Origin of the sequence: Saccharothrix sp. AJ9571, from assembly GCF_021725495.1 — a bacterium.
In the GTDB taxonomy this organism is placed as follows: Bacteria; Actinomycetota; Actinomycetes; order Mycobacteriales; family Pseudonocardiaceae; genus Amycolatopsis; species Amycolatopsis magusensis.
Map to the genome: position 1 here is coordinate 2,034,150 of NZ_CP091382.1, position 19,452 is coordinate 2,053,601.

At 69.5% G+C, this 19,452-nt stretch carries 17 protein-coding genes and 3 tRNA genes; 12 read left to right on the forward strand and 8 right to left on the reverse strand.

Annotation, left to right across the window (positions count from 1 at the left end; genetic code table 11):
- Window positions 1–36 precede the first annotated feature (36 nt).
- On the forward strand, window positions 37–3,069 hold the full coding sequence (locus L3Q67_RS08725) for a PQQ-dependent sugar dehydrogenase (protein WP_499189036.1): 3,033 nt from the start codon (window positions 37–39) through the stop codon (window positions 3,067–3,069).
- Window positions 3,070–3,123: 54 nt separating this feature from the next.
- On the opposite strand, the gene L3Q67_RS08730 is transcribed toward L3Q67_RS08725, so the two are convergent.
- Window positions 3,124–5,007 carry a lyase family protein gene (locus tag L3Q67_RS08730; protein WP_499189037.1) on the reverse strand — a complete coding sequence of 628 codons (1,884 nt, stop codon included), beginning with the start codon at window positions 5,005–5,007 and terminating at the stop codon, window positions 3,124–3,126.
- Between the two features lie 167 nt (window positions 5,008–5,174).
- Here L3Q67_RS08730 and L3Q67_RS08735 point away from each other — a divergent pair, with 167 nt between their 5' ends.
- On the forward strand, window positions 5,175–5,555 hold the full coding sequence (locus L3Q67_RS08735) for a hypothetical protein (RefSeq protein ID WP_499189038.1): 381 nt from the start codon (window positions 5,175–5,177) through the stop codon (window positions 5,553–5,555).
- A 166-nt stretch (window positions 5,556–5,721) separates the two neighbouring features.
- Here the strand turns inward: L3Q67_RS08735 and L3Q67_RS08740 are convergent, their stop codons facing one another.
- From L3Q67_RS08740 to L3Q67_RS08755, 4 genes are all read right to left on the reverse strand, one after another.
- Window positions 5,722–6,279, reverse strand: a complete 558-nt coding sequence (locus L3Q67_RS08740) for an NUDIX hydrolase (protein ID WP_499189039.1) — start codon at window positions 6,277–6,279, stop codon at window positions 5,722–5,724.
- 156 nt (window positions 6,280–6,435) lie between these two features.
- A tRNA-Phe gene (locus L3Q67_RS08745) sits at window positions 6,436–6,509 on the reverse strand.
- Window positions 6,510–6,540: 31 nt separating this feature from the next.
- A tRNA-Asp gene (locus L3Q67_RS08750) sits at window positions 6,541–6,614 on the reverse strand.
- Between the two features lie 22 nt (window positions 6,615–6,636).
- Window positions 6,637–6,709: transfer RNA gene (locus L3Q67_RS08755), tRNA-Glu, on the reverse strand.
- A 155-nt stretch (window positions 6,710–6,864) separates the two neighbouring features.
- On the opposite strand from L3Q67_RS08755, the gene L3Q67_RS08760 reads away from it, so the two are divergent.
- The gene (locus L3Q67_RS08760; RefSeq protein ID WP_499189040.1) at window positions 6,865–7,725 is read left to right on the forward strand and encodes an alpha/beta hydrolase; all 861 of its coding nucleotides are present in this window, start codon (window positions 6,865–6,867) and stop codon (window positions 7,723–7,725) included.
- 151 nt (window positions 7,726–7,876) lie between these two features.
- Here the strand turns inward: L3Q67_RS08760 and L3Q67_RS08765 are convergent, their stop codons facing one another.
- Window positions 7,877–8,128: a hypothetical protein gene (locus L3Q67_RS08765; RefSeq protein WP_499189041.1), complete on the reverse strand. Its 252-nt coding sequence runs from the start codon at window positions 8,126–8,128 to the stop codon at window positions 7,877–7,879.
- A 743-nt stretch (window positions 8,129–8,871) separates the two neighbouring features.
- Here L3Q67_RS08765 and L3Q67_RS08770 point away from each other — a divergent pair.
- A complete protein-coding gene (locus L3Q67_RS08770; RefSeq protein WP_499189042.1) occupies window positions 8,872–9,315 on the forward strand; it encodes a hypothetical protein in 444 nt (147 codons plus the stop codon).
- Between the two features lie 86 nt (window positions 9,316–9,401).
- On the opposite strand, the gene L3Q67_RS08775 is transcribed toward L3Q67_RS08770, so the two are convergent.
- Window positions 9,402–9,605 (reverse strand): cold-shock protein, encoded by a 204-nt coding sequence (locus L3Q67_RS08775; protein ID WP_027941311.1) that lies wholly within the window; start codon window positions 9,603–9,605, stop codon window positions 9,402–9,404.
- Window positions 9,606–9,989: 384 nt separating this feature from the next.
- Between L3Q67_RS08775 and L3Q67_RS08780 the strand changes: the two genes are divergently transcribed.
- From L3Q67_RS08780 to L3Q67_RS08810, 7 genes are all read left to right on the forward strand, one after another.
- Window positions 9,990–11,174, forward strand: coding sequence for a L,D-transpeptidase (locus L3Q67_RS08780; protein ID WP_499189043.1), 1,185 nt, complete (start codon window positions 9,990–9,992; stop codon window positions 11,172–11,174).
- A 93-nt stretch (window positions 11,175–11,267) separates the two neighbouring features.
- Window positions 11,268–11,612, forward strand: coding sequence for a hypothetical protein (locus tag L3Q67_RS08785; RefSeq protein ID WP_499189044.1), 345 nt, complete (start codon window positions 11,268–11,270; stop codon window positions 11,610–11,612).
- 4 nt (window positions 11,613–11,616) lie between these two features.
- Complete coding sequence (locus L3Q67_RS08790) at window positions 11,617–12,168, forward strand: SigE family RNA polymerase sigma factor (protein ID WP_499189045.1); 552 nt, start codon at window positions 11,617–11,619, stop codon at window positions 12,166–12,168.
- On the forward strand, window positions 12,165–12,647 hold the full coding sequence (locus L3Q67_RS08795; protein ID WP_499189046.1) for a hypothetical protein: 483 nt from the start codon (window positions 12,165–12,167) through the stop codon (window positions 12,645–12,647). The genes L3Q67_RS08790 and L3Q67_RS08795 overlap by 4 nt, the downstream gene beginning before the upstream one ends.
- Window positions 12,648–12,716: 69 nt before the next feature.
- Window positions 12,717–14,108: an MFS transporter gene (locus L3Q67_RS08800; protein WP_499189047.1), complete on the forward strand. Its 1,392-nt coding sequence runs from the start codon at window positions 12,717–12,719 to the stop codon at window positions 14,106–14,108.
- A gap of 43 nt (window positions 14,109–14,151) precedes the next feature.
- Window positions 14,152–14,730: a PaaI family thioesterase gene (locus L3Q67_RS08805; RefSeq protein WP_499189048.1), complete on the forward strand. Its 579-nt coding sequence runs from the start codon at window positions 14,152–14,154 to the stop codon at window positions 14,728–14,730.
- A complete protein-coding gene (locus tag L3Q67_RS08810; protein ID WP_499189049.1) occupies window positions 14,730–15,872 on the forward strand; it encodes a metallophosphoesterase in 1,143 nt (380 codons plus the stop codon). Before L3Q67_RS08805 ends, L3Q67_RS08810 begins: the two co-directional genes overlap by 1 nt.
- A gap of 111 nt (window positions 15,873–15,983) precedes the next feature.
- Here the strand turns inward: L3Q67_RS08810 and L3Q67_RS08815 are convergent, their stop codons facing one another.
- Complete coding sequence (locus L3Q67_RS08815) at window positions 15,984–18,161, reverse strand: serine/threonine-protein kinase (RefSeq protein WP_499189050.1); 2,178 nt, start codon at window positions 18,159–18,161, stop codon at window positions 15,984–15,986.
- Here L3Q67_RS08815 and L3Q67_RS08820 point away from each other — a divergent pair.
- Complete coding sequence (locus L3Q67_RS08820; protein WP_499189051.1) at window positions 18,160–18,327, forward strand: hypothetical protein; 168 nt, start codon at window positions 18,160–18,162, stop codon at window positions 18,325–18,327. The two genes, L3Q67_RS08815 and L3Q67_RS08820, sit on opposite strands and share 2 nt — an antisense overlap.
- Window positions 18,328–19,452 lie beyond the last annotated feature (1,125 nt).

The following is a 19,452-nucleotide window of genomic DNA, read 5'->3' on the forward strand; positions in this document are numbered from 1 at the left end:
CGAGCGAGAAGTGTTCGAAGCTCTGAAGGGGGCCACATGAGAATTTCCCAGCTGGGGAGGGCTGCGCTCGGGTTCGCCTGCTCGGCGTTGCTCGCGACGGGCCTGGCCGTCGCCGTGCCGGGGGCGCAGGTAGCCGTCGCACAACCACCGAACCCGGGTGAGCCGCTGGCGCTGCCCGCCGGGTTCGCTCTGCAGGACACCGGGACCGGCCTGGGGGCCTGGAACCTGACCGACTTCGGGTACCTGCCCGACGACACCATCATCGCCACCGGCAAGACCGGCGCGGTGCAGTGGATCGGGCCGAACGGGCCGAAGACGCTGATCACGCTGCCGGTCCGGATCAACAACGACATCGGGCTGACCGGGCTGGAGATCGCGCCCGACTACGCCACCTCGAAGCAGATCTACCTGGCCAGGACCATCAACGCCCCCACCGGCGGCGGGTTCATCAGCCGGATCTCCCGGTGGACGGTCACCGGCGGCGCCGAGCCGACCGGGCTGGCCAACGAGCAGGTCCTGCTCGACGTCCCCGGCACCATCGAACTGCACAGCGCGTCGGGCATGGTCGCCGACAACTCCGGCAACCTGTGGGTCTCGGTGGGGGACAACGCCGACACCGACACCTGGCACGTCGAGGCCTTCCGCTCGCAGGACGTGAACTCGGTCTACGGCAAGATCCTGCGGATCAACGCCGCCGGCGCGGGCGTGCCGGACAACCCCTTCTACGACGCGGGCAGCCCGAACTCGGTGAAGAGCAAGGTCTTCGCCAAGGGCTTCCGCAACCCGTTCCGGCTCTCGCTGGACAAGACCAGCGGCCTGCCGGTGGTCGGCGACGTCGGCTGGGGCACCTGGGAAGAGCTCAACTACGTGGTCCCCGGGGGCAACTACTCGTGGCCCTGCTTCGAGGGCAACGGCCCCACCCCGGCCTACAGCACGCAGCCGCAGTGCAACGGCGTGACCAACAACCCGCCACTGTGGACCTACCAGCACGGCATGGCGCCGGGCCAGGGCAACTCCGTGGTGGCCGGCTTCACCTACACCGGTGACAGCTACCCGGCCCAGTACAAGGGCCAGTTCTTCTTCGGCGACTACGTCAGCCAGCGCATCTGGACGCTGAAGTACAACGCCCAGGGCCAGCTGGTGCAGGCCCCGGTGGCCAACGCGCCGTTCGGCACCGGCCTCGGCGGCCCGGTGGAGTTCGCCGCGGCGCCCAACGGCGACGTGGTCTACGCCGACATCGCCTCGGGCAACGTGCGCCGCGTGGTCTACGTCACCGGCAACATCCCGCCGGTCGCGAAGGCCACCAGCACCACGGACCCGGCCACCCGCACGGTCACCTTCGACGGCACCAAGTCGATGGACTTCGACGGCCCGGCCACGGACCTGACCTACACCTGGAACTTCGGGGACGGCACCACCGGCACCGGTGCCACGGTGTCGCACACCTACCCGGCCAGCCCGGCGAAGTTCACCGCGACGCTGACGGTCAAGGACAAGTCCAACGGCACGAACAGCACCACGCTGACCGTGGCGCCGTCGAACCACTCGCCGGTGCTCACGCTGACCACCCCGGCCGACGGCAAGAAGTTCCGGGTGGGCGAGCAGATCAACCTGACCGGCACGGCCACCGACAACGAAGACGGCCCGCTGACGATCGCCTGGTCCACGGAGATCGTGCACTGCGCCGAAGAGACCACCTGCCACGTGCACCCCAACATCACGGGTAGCGGTGGCTCGTTCTCCATGCCGTTCACCGACCACACGGACTCCCGCATCGAGTTCACCGCCAAGGTGACCGACTCCCAGGGCGTCTCGACCAGCAAGGTCTACGTGGCCCGGCCGAACGAGTTCAAGCTGACGCTGAAGAGCAACTTCCCGGCCTCACTGGTCATCTCCGGGGAGAGCAACGGGAACGTCGCGATGGTGACCGAGGGCGCCACGCCGAACCTGATCGCCGGGGCCAAGGCCACCGACGGCGTCGCCTCCTTCTCCAAGTGGGACGACGGTTCGACGAACCTGTCGCGGGCCTTCACCATGCCCGCCGCGGACACCGTGGTGAACGTGACCTACCAGACGCCGATCGACAGCCGGTACAACTCCGACGCGGCCGTCCGGACGCTGCTCGGCAACCCGGTCGCGGCCGAGGTCAACGACAGCGGTACCCGGTACCGGGCCTACGAGCGGGGTCGCCTGTACTCCTCGCCGCAGACCAGCGCGGTGGCCATCTACGGCACCATCCTGACCAAGTACCTCGCGCTCGGCGGGCACCAGGTGCTCGGCGCGCCGACGAACGACGAGACGGCTACCCCGGACGGGGTCGGCCGCTACAACGCCTTCACCGGCAACTGGTCGATCTACTACACCCCGGGCACCGGCGCGCACAGCATCGGCGGGCCGATCCGGGACAAGTGGGGCTGGATGGGCTGGGAGAACGGCATCCTCGGCTACCCGCTGACCGACCAGGTGGCCACGCCGACCGGCGGCGGGCAGTTCGTCGACTTCACCAACAACGCGTCGATCTACTGGCTGCCGACCACGCCGGGCAACGGCACCGCGGCGGTCTACTCCCAGATCCGGTCGAAGTGGCTGGCGATGGGCGGCGCGACCGGGGTGCTCGGCATGCCGATCACCGACGAGCTGGTGGGCCCGAACGGCGGGCGCTACAACAACTTCAGCAACTACGCCTCGATCTACTGGCACTACAACTCGCCGGGCAGCGGGGCGTGGTCGATCATGTCGCAGATCCGCGACCGGTGGGTCTTCGACGGTGGTGCCGGGGGCTTCCTCGGCTACCCGGTGACCGACGAGTGGAGCACACCGGACGGCATCGGGCGGTACAACCACTTCGCCAACAACGGCTCGATCTACTGGACGCCCGCTTACGGCGCGCAGTCGATGTGCTGCCAGATAAAGGACAAGTGGGCGTCGCTGGGCTGGGAGAAGAGCTACCTCGGTTACCCGACCAGCAGTGAGTACACCCCCGCGGGTCAGCCGACCTGGCGCAGGCAGAACTACCAGGGCGGCTTCATCACCTGGAAGCCGAGCACGGGCGCGGTCGACCACAAGTAGGACGCACGCGTGATCCGGCCCCCGTTCGCTCGCGGACGGGGGCCGTTTCGCGTCTCAGCCCAGTTCGAGCAGGCGCCGGAGGAGTTCCCCGAACTCCTCCCACCACGGCAACTGCTCGGATCGGGGCAGGTAACGGCGGCGCTGGTCGCGCAGGAGGTCCACTTTGGCCTGGATCGCCTGGACGACGGGTGGCTCCAGCTCCAGCACCTCGCTGAGCTGCCCCAGCAACGCGGACTCCCGCGCCTCGGTCACCGAATCGGCTCCGGCGAGCCAAGCCGCGGAGGCGTAGACCAATTCACGATCTGCCCCGGACAGCGTCTCGACGGCGACCGGGAGCAGGTTCTCGGTGTCGGGCACCGGGATCCCGTTGAGCCCCAGCGCCTCGGCCACCACCTTCAGCGCTTGCTCCTCTTGGCGGGACACGTCTTCGTCCGCTCGGGCGACCAGGCGGGCGGCGTGGAAGATGGCCTGGCGGGCTTCGGTGGCCAGGCCGTGGACCAGCGCCCTGGTCGCGGACCGCTCGTCGGCGACCATCTGGTCGAGCAGGCTGGCGCTGCGCACGGAGTCGGTGAGGACCATCGGGTCGAGCAAGCGCTCCGCCGTCGCGCGCGGGGCGATCCCGAGTTGCACCACCGCTTCCTTGACCGACACGCCGTGGTCGGCCGCGTGCTGCGCGGCCCGGATACCGGCGTCCTGGCCGAAGACACCACCGACCACAGTGGACAATCCGAGCGCCTCCTCCGCGTGGCGGCGGTTGGCCTCGGTGTCGATCTCCAGGCCGCGGAGGCACTTGTCGGCGAACAGCGGCATGGCGTTGGTCAGCAGGTGCGCCGATTCGAAGAGGTTCTTGGCGATGACGGCGGTCCAGGCGTTGAAGTCGAGCTCGGCGCCCTCGACGGCCATGGTGACCACGGTGTCGTTGCCGCAGACCTGGAAGCCGACCTGCACCACGAGGTCGGCCATCACCGGGCTGACGTTGCCGGGGGTGAAGGCCGAGCCCGCCTGGACCGCGGGCAGCCGGATCTCCGTGCCGCTGGCCAGTATCCGCAGGTCGCGGGCGACCTTCATCAGCCCGCAGGCGAGGGCTTTGAAGACGGTGGAGACGTACTGGAAGACGTCGCCGTTCTGGAAGGCGTCGAAGAAGTTGTTGTGCCTGCGCAGGTCCAGACCGGTGGTTTCGCGCAGGCGGGGGTAGATCCGCTCCAGGTACCGCGCGCCGACGCCGAGCCCGGTGCCGACCGCCGTGCCGCCCATCGGCACCTCGAGGCAGTGCTCGGCGGCGTCCGTGAGCCGGTCCGCGCCGCGCCGGGCCACGGCGAGGTAGGCGCTGAAGGCCTGGCCGAAGGTGACCGGCACGGCGTCGTGGAGGCAGGTGCGGGAGAGCTTGACGGTGTCGCGGTACTCCTCGATCTTCTGCTCCAGCACCCCGGCGAGGTAGGTGACGGACTCCTTGAGCCGCACGATGTCGCGGTGCAGGGCGATGTTGACCGCCGTGGCCATCGCGTCCGATGTGGACTGCCCGGCGTTGACGTGGTTGGCGGGGTGCACGAACTCGTAGCCGCGGCGCCCGGAGAGCAGCTCGTTGGCCCGGTTGGCGAGCACCTCGTTGACGTTCATGTTCGGGGAGACGCCCCCGCCGGCGCTGAGCACGTCGACCGGGAACTCGTCGGGCCCCAGCAATCCGGCGACCACCTCGTCGGCGGCCTGGCAGATCGCCTCGGCCACCGGCTCGCGCAACACCCCGGCGTCCAGATTGGCCAGCGCCGCGGCCTTCTTCACCTCGGCGATCGCCCCCACCAGCCCCGGCTGCGCGCCGAGCGTCTGGCCGGACACCCCGAAGTTGCGCCGCGCGCGCTCGGTCTGCACGCCGTAGTACGCCTGGAACGGGATCTCCACCCTGCCGAGCGCATCCTCCTCCACGCGGTACCGAGCGGTCATCACAGCACTCCCACCGGCCTCGTCCTACCCCGGACGTACCGATGTTGAGCCCCGGCACCCCCAACCACCACGGCGCACCCCCACATTTCACCCAGCCGCACCCCCCACCCCAACCCGAACGGCCCACGCCCAGTCACCCCAAGTGCGACCCTTGCTAGGACTGGCGCATGGCCTACGTCAGGTTTCAGAGCACCGACCCCACCCCCGACGGCCGGCACCCAGGCTTCCTCGGTCTGATCAACAACCTGAGCAAAGCAGGCCGGCTCACGGCCGAGGAAGAAGACTTCCGCCGCACCACCCACACCTGGTACGAGGCACACCACACCAACCCGACCACCGTCGATGCGACCGTCTACGACCCCACGATCAACCCAGGCGCGACCGCCTGGTTCAAAGACTCGGCCACACCCCTGATCAGCCGCGCCGAGGGCTACCTACAAATCCTCGAAGCCCACGGGATCCGCTGCACCAAACTGGTCGCCCCCCACCCACCGGGCCGAATAGTTTACGAAGACGCCGATCAGATCGTCGTCGTTCCCATCCGCTGAGCCATCCCGGCCACCTTCCACTTTCAGGCAAGCGTTCCACAGGTCACGGGCTGCACCGTCACGTTGCCGCCATCCCGGCGAGCGCCTTGGCGTACCAGCTCCGCACCACGGGTGGAGCGATCGCGATCGCCGGCCGACGTCGGCGTGCCCACTCCGGTACGAGTGCTCAGCGGTAGAACGCGAGGACGTGAAGTAGCGCGACCTGCGAGGCGGCACCGACAATTTCGCCCTTGGTGATGCGGTCCCGGACCGTGTCGAGTGGAATCCAGGCCACCTGCTCGGCTTCGTTGATGTCCTCGGGCTCATCGATGTACTCGGACCGTCGAGCCACGTACAGCAGGTTCTCGGCGTCCGCACTGCCGACGATGGGTTGCAGCGAGCCGAGCGGCTCGACGTCGAGCGGACGCCAGCCGGTCTCTTCCTCGACCTCACGCGCCGCCGTCACCGCAGGATCTTCGTCCGGGTTGACGTAGCCGCCGGGCAACTCCCACACCCACCGGTCGATGATGAAGCGGTGCCGCCACAGCATGAGCACTCGGTCTTGTTCGTCGAGAACGGCCATCATCGCGGCGGGGCGGATGCGGAACACCCATTGCTCGAACTTCACGCCGTCGGGCAGTTCGACCGAGGCGATGCTCACACGGTCGCGACGTGTGTCGTCGACAAGCCGCTCGCCGTGGATTTTCCAACGCGTCAGCTCTTGCCCGTCGGGTTCCTCGGCCACGCGGGTAGATGCTACGGCGCTTCAACCCCGGACTCCCGGCATCCACTGTCGCCGAACAATGAGCAACCAGCAGGGGTCAAGGGCGGCAATCTAGCCCCAGCAACCCCGAGCATGAAAAAACCGCCTTGACCTGAGTCAAGGCGGTTCTGCGAGCGGTGGCCAGGGCCGGGGTCGAACCGGCGACCTTCCGCTTTTCAGGCGGACGCTCGTACCAACTGAGCTACCTGGCCGGGAACGCCGGCCAAGAGCCGAACGATCTTGCGACCCTGACGGGACTCGAACCCGCGACCTTCGCCGTGACAGGGCGACGCGCTAACCAACTGCGCCACAGGGCCTTGCATCTACTACTGTACTGCGTACTCCCAACGGGATTCGAACCCGCGTTGCCGCCTTGAAAGGGCGGAGTCCTAGGCCGCTGGACGATGGGAGCCCGGTCGGTTTCGGTTAACCGACCCGACCGCGCTCTCAGGTCGTCCCTGGGAGCGAACATAAGCATAGGGCACGCCCCAACCCCCCTTCAAAGGGGTATCCCTTAAGCCCCGCGCAAGCCTGCGAGCTGCGGTTTCCCCCACTAGGCTCGACCCGGTGAGCAACTGGGTGGATGTCGGTGAAGTGAAGCTCCGGGTCGAGACCAGCGGCGAGGGGCCGCCTGTGCTGCTACTGCACGGGCACCCGCGCACCCACACCACGTGGCACCGGGTCGCGCCGCTGCTGGCGCGCGGGTTCACGGTGGTGTGCCCGGACACCCGCGGGTACGGCCAATCGAGCAAGCCGCCGACCACGGAGGATCACGAGCCCTTCAGCAAGCGGGTGATGGCCAGGGACTGCGTCGAGCTGATGCGGCGGCTGGGGCACGAGGAGTTCGCCGTCGTGGGGCACGATCGCGGCGCGTACGTGGCCACCCGGCTGGCGCTCGACCACCCGGAGCGCGTCCTCGCGCTGGCGGTGATGGACGCCGTGCCGATCGGGGAGGCCCTCGCCCGCTGCGACGCCAAGTTCGCCCACGACTGGTTCCACTGGTTCTTCTTCGCCCAGCCGGACAAGCCAGAGCGGGCGATCAACGCGGACCCGGACGCCTGGTACAACGTCGGCACGCGGAACACACCCGAACGGATGGGTGAGGAGAACTTCACGGACTTCCGCCGCGCCATCCACGACCCGGCGACGATCTTCTGCATGCTCGAGGACTACCGCGCCGGCCTCGGCATCGACCGCGCCCACGACGACGCCGACCGCGCCGCCGGCCGCCGCATCCAGTGCCCGACCCACGTGCTCTGGGCCGCCCACGACGACATGACCGACCTCTACGGCGACATGCTCGCCATCTGGCGCGACTGGACCACCGGCCCGCTCACCGGCGCCGAGATCGACTCCGGCCACCACATGGCCGAAGAGGCACCCGAGGAACTGGCCGAAGAGCTGGCCGCGTTCCTGAACCGGACATAACGGCGTTATCGATCCACCTCCGGTGAAACCGGCATGAGAAATCGATTGCCAAGCTCACGGCCCGGCACTACGTTCCGAAACAACGCCCAGGTGCACCACCAGGGGGTGTGCACCTGGGCCCCACTACTGCCTCACGGCCCGGCCACCGCGATCACCGCTGAACCGGCAATCGGCCTTCTTCGTCGGGCGTGAGGCCCAGCATCTCCAGCAGCTCCGCACAGTCGTCGACCCCGGTCGCGCCCTGCGCCACCGCGAGCCTGGCCCGACGGACCTGGTCGTCGGAGATGCGCGGCGAGTCCGCGTTGCCCGACCGCTGGGTCGGCACTCCACCATTCGCCGAAGCGTTCCCCGCGTCGCCTTCGTAGCGAAGGAGGAACTGTCGCACTTCGAGAGACCCGCTCATTGGCTGCTCCTCCTCAAGAGTTTGGCGAAAGCTTGGCGCGAGGCTAGCGACCGGACCTCGTCCCCCACAGCCCCCCGCAGAGTGAACCTCCCATGACCGGATGTTCGCTCTGCGTTGCACTCGCAGGCCAGGTGAGCTTTGCACCCGGCGACTGCCCACAATGAACGTCCGGCAAACCGCAAGTGACACGAGCGCCGGATTTTTCCCGGCTACCACTCGCCGAACCCCGCCGAGTCGTGTAACAATCGACTTGCTGACACACCCCCGGTCAGCGCCTGTGGAGATCCCCTCCGGCCCCCGCGTTCCTCCCCCTGGCGCGGGGGCCTCTCCATTCCTGTTCGCAGCTTTACAGCTGCTCCCCGTGTCCTCGTATCTCTCGGGGGGCCGAGCCCCCCGGGACCCCCCGCGGTGCGTGCTTCTCACCCTGGCGGGCGCTGGTCATGTGGGCTTGGACCAGCTGATCTTGTGTGTCCCTTTGGCGTAATCCTTGGCTGTTGATCAATTGTTGTGTGTAATCGTTTTCTGAGGGGGTTGAACGTTGTGCAGGGGTCGGGGAGGTGGGCAGGTTTCTTATTGCGGAATGGAGTTGGTGGTTTCGGGGTGGGGTGGGGGGATTACAGAGGGTGCGGATTTCTTGATCGGGATTAGCGCGGATGGACTATTGCGGAAAAGAATCGGCGACGGACGGTGTGTCGCGCGCCACACTCGACACGGTGTCGAAACCTTACCGTTATCCTGTCGAGGTGCCTCTTCCCTCACTTGGACGCCTGAGCAGCCGGACCAACATCAAGGCGGTCAACCCCGGACGTCACCGCAACCACCCCTCGCGCGAGGCCGAGGCGACGGTGGACGACCACGAGCTGACCAGCTACCTCGCCGCGCTCGCCCCTGGCGCGGACGACCCGGAGAGCACCGGCAGCGGCCGCCGGTTCGGTGAAGCCCAGGTCTTCCAGATCCGGATGAACACCATCGCCAGCGAGCAACTGAAAGACATCGCCGCGGAGCGCCAGACCTCGCCGCAGGCCCTCGCCATGGAGTGGGTGCTCGAGCGCCTCTCGTGGGAGGCCCAGGCCGGCTCCGCGCAGGACCAGGTCCAGACCCGCCACAACCGCGTCAGCGACGCGCACACCGACCAGTTCTCCTTCGACCAGCGCTGGGAGCAGCCCGTCTCGGGCCAGCTGCAGTAGAACTCCCGGCACACAAGCGGAAATGACCGGGGCCCCGGCGGAAGTTCCGCCGGGGCCCCGGTTTCTCTTGCTTCAGGTGGCCGATCTCAGATGACGCGCACCTTCTGAGCCTGCGGGCCCTTCTGGCCCTGGCCCACCTCGAACTCCACTCGCTGGTTCTCCTCGAGGGTGCGGAAGCCGCGCCCGTCGATCTCCGAGTAGTGCACGAACACGTCGCCCTCGCCGCCGTCCTGGGCAATGAAGCCAAAGCCCTTTTCAGCGTTGAACCACTTCACAGTGCCTTGCGCCACCGCTTACTCCTCGTTACAGATCCGCTTCGGGCCTCCGCCGGAGCAGTACCCGGGCCGTCCCGGGCGGTTCCAACGAGTCGAGCGAAGAGCACTGGCGCTCATGGCTCGCGTCAGAAGTTCCGCGAGTGTGAAGCCACGAACACGCAAAACGACGGCCTGTGGGAAGCGTACCGGGATCTCACGGAATCTGAACCCCACAAACCGTTCTTGGGCAGAACAGCGGCACCAAGTCACCGAAACGTTGTAAGCATCGCGCCTTCCGGAGGCCCGCACTTACCGCGTCGAGCACCCCCGCAGAAAGTGACCTTCCTCACGTTCGCCGGGGTCAACGTGCGGGCTCCGCCAGGCGTCAGAGGGGCGTCAGGGGACGATAAGGGGACATCAGTGACACACCACTTCCGACGGCGGGCTCTGGCCGGGCTCGCCCTCATCGCGACGCTGGGCCTGAGCGCCTGCACCGGCGAAACCGGGACCAACGCCGCGGGGGCCGACGGGACACCGGCCGCGCCGCCCGGTCCGGCCAAGATCGCGGTGCAGCCGGCGGCCGGGGCCAAGGAGGTCTCGCCCGGGGACCCGATCCAGGTGACCGTCACCGACGGCACGCTCGCACAGGTCACGCTCACCAACCCGGACGGCAAGCAGGTCGCAGGCCAGCCCGCGCCGGACAACCGCAGCTGGACCACCACCGAACCGCTCGGCTACGGCAAGACCTACACCTGGGGCGGCACCGCGGTCGGCACCGACGGCTCCCAGGCGCCGGTCGGCGGCGCGTTCACCACGGTGACGCCGAAGCGCCAGCAGCACGGCCAGCTCAACGTCGGCGACGGCCAGACCTACGGCATCGCGATGCCGATCAGCCTGACCTTCCCGGACCAGAAGGTCACCGACAAGGCCGCGGTCGAGCGCGTGCTTTCGGTGGAGACCAACCCGAAGACCGAGGGTTCCTGGGCCTGGCTGGAGAACGACACCGCGGTGCACTGGCGGCCGAAGGGCTACTGGCAGCCGAACACCGAGGTCAAGGTCACCGCGAAGCTGTACGGCGTGAAGCTGGCCAACGGCGTGTACGGCAAGGACAACGTCAGCGCCTCGTTCAAGATCGGGCGCTCGCAGATCGTCAAGGGCAACACCCAGACCCACCGCATGCAGGTGATCCGCGACGGGCAGCAGGTCGCCGACTACCCGGTCAGCTACGGCCTGGACAGCGATCCCGGCCGCGTCACCAAGAGCGGCACGCACGTGGTGATGACCAAGCACGACACCTACTTCATGAACAACGCCCGCTACGACTACGAGAACTTCAAGGTCAACTGGGCGGTGCGGATCTCGAACAACGGCGAGTTCACCCACGCCGCCCCGTGGTCGGTGGGCGACCAGGGAAACAAGAACGTCTCGCACGGCTGCCTCAACATGTCGGTGGAGCACGCCAAGGAGTACTACGACAGCGCGATGACCGGCGACCCCGTCGAGATCGAGGGCAGCACGCAGCAGCTGGGCGCGAAGGACGGCGCTTACCACGACTGGACCTACTCCTGGGACCAGTGGCTGAAGATGTCCGCGCTGAACAGCTGAGAAATTCGATGCAACCCGGGAAGGGCGGCGGCGCATGTCTGACTGTGCAAGCGCCGCCGCACCCCGGCGGCTCACCATCCACTAGGAGCCGAATTGCGTACTCGAATCGTGCTCGGGGCCGGAGCCCTGCTGCTCGCCGTCGGTGCGGCGATCACCGTGCCCGCGCTGGCCAGCACCACGCCGCCCGAGGTGGCGCCGCCGGTCACGGCGCCCGCCCAGCCGGCCGGCCCGCCCCCGGCTCAGCCCGCGCCGCCGCCGACCTCCCTGCCGGCCCAGCCGGACGCGCCGAAGCCGACCGTCACCGCACCCGCGCCGCCGAGCGCGAAGCCCGAGCAGAGCGTGCCGCCCGAACCCACCTCGTCCAAGCCCGCACCCCCGTCGGCGAAGCCCGCGGTGCCGACGGCCGTCCCGGCCGGGCCGACGGGCGACAACCGCTGACCCGGTGAAGCGCCGGACCGGATCGACCGGGCCGGACTCGTCGTACGACGACGAGTTCGCCCGGTTCTTCGGCGAGCGCGCACACCAGTTGCGGTCGACCGCCTACCTGCTCTGCGGGGACTGGCACCACGCGGAAGACCTCACCCAGGCCGCGCTGCTCAAGCTCTACCTGGTGTGGCCCAAGCTGGAGCGGCACGACCGCCTCGACGCCTACGCCCGCCAGGTGGTCACCCGCACCTTCCTCGCCGAGCGACGGCGGCCGTGGCGCCGCCGCGAGCAGCTCACCGATCTCCCGCCGGAGCAGGCGGGCGAGCCCGGCGGACCCGAGCAGCGCATGGTGGTGCTGCGCGCGCTCGCGGCCGTGCCACCCAAGCAGCGGGCGGTGCTGGTGCTGCGGTTTTGGCACGATCTCAGCGTGGAGGAGACCGCGGCCGCCCTGCGCTGCTCCACCGGCAACGTGAAGAGCCAGAGCGCGCGGGGTCTGGCCACCCTGCGCGACCGGCTCGGCCCGCACTTCCACGAGCTTTCCCTGACGGCGAAAGGAGGCGAGGAATGAACCCGGACGAGGAAGAGGTCCGCAGGCTGCTCGCCACCACCGTCGCCGGTGAGGGGCCCCCGCTGGTCCTGCGCGCGGAGACGATCGTCGCGCGCGGCACCCGGATCCGGCGGCTGCGCAAGCGGCTCGCGATCGCGGCGAGCGCCGGCACCACGGTGGCCGCCGCCGTGGTGGTCTTCCTCGCGGGCGGCGCCGCCTCCCCCGCACCACCACCACCCGCACCGGTTCAACCCGCCGGGCCGGCGCCGGAGTTGAGCGTCGAACGGCCGTCGGTCACCGCGCCGGACACGCCGGGCCGATCCGCTTCGCCCGATGCGCCCGAAAGCGCCCAGCCGAGCACCCCCGCCACGGCTCCCGTACCGCCACGTTCCGCGCCGGCCAGCTCCCCACCTGCGGCGATACCGAAACCGCAGGGGCCCCCGATGCCCACGTCGTCAGCCGAGCAGGAGTCGTCGCCACCGTCACAACCGCCCAATTAGAAAGTTTCCCACTCCCGTTCTAGGGTCGGATGATCATTCCTGGGGCGACGAGGGGTTGGGAGGTCGGGAATGACCGATCAGGCGGCCGGCGCCACGGACGCGGCGCCGAAGGAGGCGGATCCGAAGCAGATCCGCAAGGCCGTCGCCGGTTCGGCGATGGGCAACTGCATCGAGTGGTACGACTTCGGGGTCTTCGGCTTCATGCCGGCGATCCTCGGCCAGGTCTTCTTCAACGCGAGCAGCACCTCCGAAGGCGCGCTCGCCACGTTCGCCCTGCTCGCGGTGACCTTCGTCATCCGGCCGCTCGGCAGTTTCGTCCTCGGTCCGCTCGGCGACAAGCTGGGCAGGCAGAAGGTTCTCGCGCTGACGGTCATCCTGATGTCGGGCTCCACCTTCGTGATCGGGCTGCTGCCCTCCTGGGAGACGATCGGGCCCGCCGCGGCGGTGCTGGTGATCCTGCTGCGGTCCCTGCAGGGCTTCTCCGCGGGCGGTGAGTACGGCGGCGCGGCGACCTTCATCGCCGAGTACGCGCCGGACCGCAAACGCGGCTTCCTCGGCAGCTGGCTGGAGTTCGGCACGCTGGTCGGGTTCTTCCTCGGCGCGGGCACGGTGACGCTGGCGACCGTGCTGCTCGGCAACGAGGCGATGGCCGACTGGGGCTGGCGCATCCCGTTCCTGCTCGCCGGTCCGCTCGGCCTGGTCGGGCTCTACCTGCGGAACAAGCTCGAGGACACCCCGGTGTTCCAGGAGATCGAGAAGACCAAGCAGGTCTCGAAGTCGCCGCTGAAGGAGCTGTTCAGCAAGCACTGGCGGTCGATCCTGCACCTGATCGGGCTGGTCATCCTGCTCAACGTGGGCGACTGGATGATGTTCGGCTACATCGAGACCTACCTGAAGGACGTGCTCGAGCTCGAAGGGCACGCGCCGCTGCTGATCGTGATGTCGGTGATCCTCGGCATGCTGGTGCTGATCGTGCCGCTGGGCGCGTTGTCCGACCGGATCGGGCGCAAACCCATCCTGATCACCTGCTGCGCGGGCTTCCTGGTGCTGCCGATCCCGATGTTCACCCTGATGGAGAACAGCAAGACCGAGACCGGCGTGAACGTGCTGATGCTCGGGAGCGGGCTGGCGCTGTTCGGGCTGTGCCTGGTGCTGTTCCTGTCGGTGGTGGCCTCGACGCTGCCGGCGATGTTCCCGACGCAGGTCCGCTACGGCGCCTTCTCCATCGGCTACAACACCTCCACCGCGTTGTTCGCCGGCACCGCGCCCTTCGTGGTCGGTTCGCTGGTGGACGCCACCGGGAACACGCTGTGGCCCGCGTTCTACCTGATGGCGGCGGCCGCGATCGCGGCGATCCCGATCCTGCTGCTGCCGGAGACGGCCGGGGTTTCGCTGCGCGGCATCGTCAGCTCGCGCATCGCCCGCCGGGGGCGCGAGCACCGGACCGCTCCTGTCAGTTAAGTGCGCTTTCAACCACTTCGCGTAGTCGTATTACCGTGGACGCATGACGAAGTCCGCCCAGCCGTGGCCGCCGGTGGAAACCGAACCCGCGGTGCCGCACCCGCAGGCACCGCCGGCCGGCACCAAGCTCGGCATGCACTACGAGCACTGCTTCGGCTGCGGTGACCAGCAGGACGCCGGGCTGCGGCTGCGCTCCACCGTCGGTGACGGCGGCAAGGTCCACTCGCAGTTCCTGGTCACCGAAGCACACCAGGGCGCGCCCGGCCTGGCCCACGGCGGCCTGCTGGCCTGCGCCTTCGACGAGGCGCTCGGCGCCACCGTCGGGCACCTGCTGCGGCGGCCCGCGGTCACCGGGAAGCTGGAGACCGACTTCGTGCGGCCCGTGCCGGTCGGCTCGACGCTGTTCATCTGCGCCAAGCTCGACGGCGTCGCGGGACGGAAGATCTACGTCAGCGCGGACGGCCGTCTCGACGCCGAGGACGGCCCGGTGGCGCTGCGGGCGCGTGGGCTGTTCGTCCAGGTGGGCTTCGAGCACTTCGCGAAGCACGCCGGACCGGAATCGGTCGAGCGGCTGAAGGCCGGCGGGCGAGCGGTGGAGCGGGACTGGGACATCAACCCCTGATGTTCCTCATCGTCGTCGGCGGGGGCCTCGCGCTCCTGCACCTCTACATCTGGAAACGGCTGGTTCGCGACACCACCTCACCCGGGCTCGTGCGCCGGGTGGCGGCGGTGGCGCTGATCCTGCTCGTGGCGTTCATGATCGCCGCGTTCATCTTCGGCACGCGCAGCGATCCCGCGGTGGCGCAGTGGTTCGCCTGGCCGGGGTACCTGTGGCTGGCGCTGTTCTACTATTTGATGCTGGCCACGCTGGTGCTGGAGGTCCCGCGCCTGTTCCTGCGGAAGTGGGCCAGGTCCGAGGAACCGATCGCCGGGGTGAGCCGCCGGGTGTTCCTGGCGCGCGGGACCGCGGTGGTCGCCGGGGTGGCCGCGGCGGGGATCGTCGGATACGGCACCACGGTGGCCATGGGCGGGCCGAGCGTGACCCGCGTGCCGATCACCCTGCGGCGGCTGGACCCGCGGGCGTCGGGCTTCCGGATCGCCTTGATCAGCGACGTGCACCTGGGCCCGCTGCTCGGCCGGTCGTTCACCCAGCGCGTGGTGGACCTGGTCAACGAACAGCGCCCGGACGCGGTGGCCATCGTCGGCGACCTGGTCGACGGCACCGTGGCGCACCTGGCCGAAGCCGCGGAACCGTTGCGGGAGCTGCGAAGCACACACGGCACCTTCTTCGTGACCGGCAACCACGAGTACTACTCGGGCTACACCGAATGGGTCGACCACGTGCCCACGCTCGGCATCCGGCCGCTGCGCAACGAGCGCGTGGCCATCACGCACAACGGCGGCACCTTCGACCTCGCCGGGGTCAACGACGCGACGGCGTACCAGTGGCAGGACAACGCCGACGTCGGCAAAGCCATGCAGGGACGGGATCCGTCGCGGGCCGTGGTTCTCCTGGCGCACCAGCCGGTGGACGTGCAGGACGCCGTGGACCACGACGTGGACCTACAGCTCTCCGGACACACGCACGGCGGGCAGATCACCCCGTTCGAGCTGCTGGTGAGCCTGCAACAGGGCGCGGTCGCCGGACTCTCGCAGCACGGCGCCACGCAGTTGTACGTGACGCGGGGCGCCGGCTTCTGGGGACCGCCGGTCCGGGTAGGGGCGCCGCCGGACATCACCATCGTGGAGCTACGAGCCCCCTAAGGCAGTGTCACGAATGTGGCTTTGGGGGCGGAATCGGCCCCCAAAGCCACATTCGTGACACTGACAACCGTCGAAAAACGGGACCCGGCAACGAAACCGGGCCACCAGTCCTCAGGTCAACGTCCGCGGGCGAATCGCGTTCGCCTTGTCCACCAGTGCGATGCGCTGGTCCGCGGTGCCGACCAGCCGGGCCAGTGTGCGGTAGCAGCGTTCCAGGCCAAACCGGAGTTCCCGTTCGGAGCCCAGTTCGCAGCCCAGCACCTTCAGCCCGCGGTGCGTGTCGGGCTTCGCGGCGCCCGCGCGCACGAAGCCGTACGCCGCCTCCAGCACCTCGGCCGAGAGCCGGGTGCGGCGTTCGGCGTCCAGCGACAGGCGTTCCAGGCGGGCACCGGCGTCGAGCAGGTCGCGGTCCGAGGCCACGCCGGACTCGCGGTTCGGCCGGGTCTTGATCTTGATCGCGGCCACCTGCGCGGCGATGTAGTGCGAGGACGAGGACGAGACCGTCTCCAGCACCTCGATCGCCCCGGCGCGCGCGCCCTGCGCCAGATACACCCGCGCCAGGCCGAAGGCGGCGCTGACGTAACTGTGGTCGGTCTTCCACACCAGCTCGTAGAACCGCGACGCGCCGAAGTGGTCGCCGTTGGCCTCGGCGCTGATCGCCAGCGCGAGCTTGGGCGCGATCTCGCCGGGCAGCTCGTCGTAGACGGCGTCGAACGCCACCTGCGCCACACGCGGGCGGCCACCGGCCAGCTCGATCAGCCCGCGGTACCAGTCGATCCGCCAGTCGTGCGGGAACCCGTTCTTCACCGCGAGGTATTGCGCCGCCTGCAGCTGGCGGTTCGCCTCGGCCAGCTCGCCCAGCTCGATCCGGGCGCGCACGATGCGCAGGCGGACCTCGATGGAGTTGTGCGGCGCGTTCACCAGTGCCTCGATCGCCTCGCGCGGATCGGCCGCCGCGGTGGTGGCCAGCACGCCGGCGGCCGGGTCGTCGGTGTCGACCTGCGGCACCGGCAGCCCGCCGACCACGTCCTCCGGGGAGGGCAGCGGCACCGGCTGTCCCGCCTCGGGCACGTCCATGTCCACGCCGAACGAGCGGGTCTCCGGGCCGAACACGGTGGACGCGCCGGGTCGCGGTTTCCCGGTGCCCATCGCCATGATTTCGCGCAGCACACCGGTGAGCTGGTCGCCCATCTCCTCGGCGGAGAGGAAGCGGCGTTCCGGGTCGGTGTGCGTGGAACGCTTCAGGAACCGGTGGTACGAACCGAAGAGCGCGAACAGCGGCACCTGGTCGACCGGCGGCAGCGAGGCCTTGTACTTGTTGGTGTAGCCGGTGAATTCGAAGCTCAGCACGGCCAGCGTGCGACCGACGGTGTAGAGGTCCGAGGCGACGGAGGCGCCGTGCGTGGCCAGTTCCGGCGCGCTGTAGCCGGTGGTGAAGAACAGCGGGCTCTCGTAGTCGTCCATCCGGCGGACCGCGCCCATGTCGATCAGCTTGAGCTGCTCGTGGGTCTGGATCACGTTGTCCGGCTTGAGGTCGCAGTAGAGCAGGCTCTGGCTGTGCAGGTAGCCCAGCGCGGGCAGGATCTCCAGGCCGTAGGCGATCACCTGGCCGATCGGCAGCGGCTCGGCGCGGCCCGCGGTGCGGTGGTGGGCGAGCGCGAGCTGGCGCAGCGACTGCCCGCCGATGTACTCCATCACGATGTAGCCGACGGAGTTGCCGGTGACCGGGTCCGGGTGCTGCACGAAGTTGTAGATCTTGACGATGTTCGGGTGCTCGACCTCGGCCAGGAACCGGGTTTCGTTGACCGCGGCGGCCATCGCGGTGGCGTCGCCGGTGTCGATCAGTCCTTTGAGGACGACCCAGCGGTCGCTGACGTTGTGGTCCTGGGCGAGGTAGATCCAGCCGAGTCCGCCGTAGGCCAGCGCGCCGAGCACCTCGTACTGCCCGCCGACGATCTCGTGCGGGCGCAGCTTCGGTTTGAAGGAGAAGGTGTTGCCGCACTTGGCGCACACGCCTTCCGGCGAGCCGGGCTTGCCGTCCTTGCCGCGGCCGACCTTGGCGGCGCAGTTGCCGCAGAAGCGCTTTTCCTCCGAGACCATCGGATCGGTGAGCACGGCGGAGGCGGGGTCGCGGTAGGGCACCTGGGGCACGTCGACCAGCCCGGCGCCGAGCCTGCCGCGACGAGAGGTGCGCGAGCCGGTGCGGCGGGAGGTGCCGGGGAAGGCGCCGGAGCCAGTGTGGGGGCCGGTGCCCGTCCCCGAGCCGGTGCCGGTTCCGGTGCCGGGCATGCCGTCGCTGCTGCTCGGCGGGAGCACGCTCTCGGTGCCGGGATCGGGGAGGACCGGGGCGCTGGTCTCCGGCATCGGCGGGGGCGGGGTGATGCTCTGGGTCGCGGGCGCCGGGGACGCGAGCACGCTGGTCGGCTGGGGATCGTCGGAGGGCAGCGGCAACTGACGACGCGGCGCCTGCCCGGGACGACTCCCCTGGGACGGCTGGCCTTGGTTCCACTGCGTGGCACCCGCCTGCGGCCCCCGCTGCGACGCCTGGCCCGGCTGCCCGGGGAACGGCTGACTGGGCGGGCCCTGCGCGGGGAACGGTTGGTTCGGCGGAGCTTGCGGCGACCGGCCGGGCTGCTGGCCCTGCGCCGGGATCGGCTGGCTCGATGGCCCCTGCGCGGGGAACGGCTGGCTGGCCGGGCCGGTGGACTGGCCGGGCTGAGCCGCGAACGGCTGGCTGGAAGGGCCGGTGGGCGATTGGCCCGGTTGGGCACCGAACTGCTGACTCGGCGACTGCCCTGCCTGGGCCGGAAATGGCTGGCTCGGCGGGCCCGTCGGCGCCTGGCCCGAAGGGGCAGCGAATGGCTGACTCGAAGGACCCGAGGGCGCCTGCCCTGACTGCGCCGGGAACGGCTGGCTCGACGAGCCCGAGGGCGACTGACCCGACTGCGCGGAGAAGGACTGGCTCGACGAGCCCGAAGGCGACTGGCCCTGCTGCGCGGCAAAAGGCTGGCTCGAAGGACCCGAGGGCGCCTGACCAGACTGCGCCGGGAACGGCTGGCTTGAGGAGCCCGAGGGCGACTGACCCGGCTGCGCGGAGAAGGACTGGCTCGGCGAACCGGAGGGCGCCTGGCCTGACTGGGTCGGGAACGGCTGGCTTGATGAGCCCGAGGGCGACTGACCCGGCTGCGCGGCGAAAGGCTGGCTCGGCGAACCGGAGGGCGCCTGGCCAGACTGCGCGGCGAAAGGCGGGCCCGTGGGCGCCTGGCCAGACTGGGCCGAGAACGGCTGACTCGAAGGGCCCGTGGATGACTGGCCCGGCTGCGCGGCGAGCGGCTGACTCGGCGAGCCCGAGCCCGAACCCGAGCCCGAACCCGAGGGTGACTGGCCGGGTTGGGGTGGGCGGGCAACCGCGCGCATGCCCTGCAAGGTGGGGTGGTCCGGCGCCGGGCGGTGCACGGTTCGCTCGGGCTCTTCGACACCGCCCAGTACGTCCGGGGAGAGGCGCCAGCCGGTGCCGGGTTCGTCCGCGGGTGGCTCGGTCCAGCCGTCACCGGGCTCGTCCGGTGCGGCGTGCCTCGGC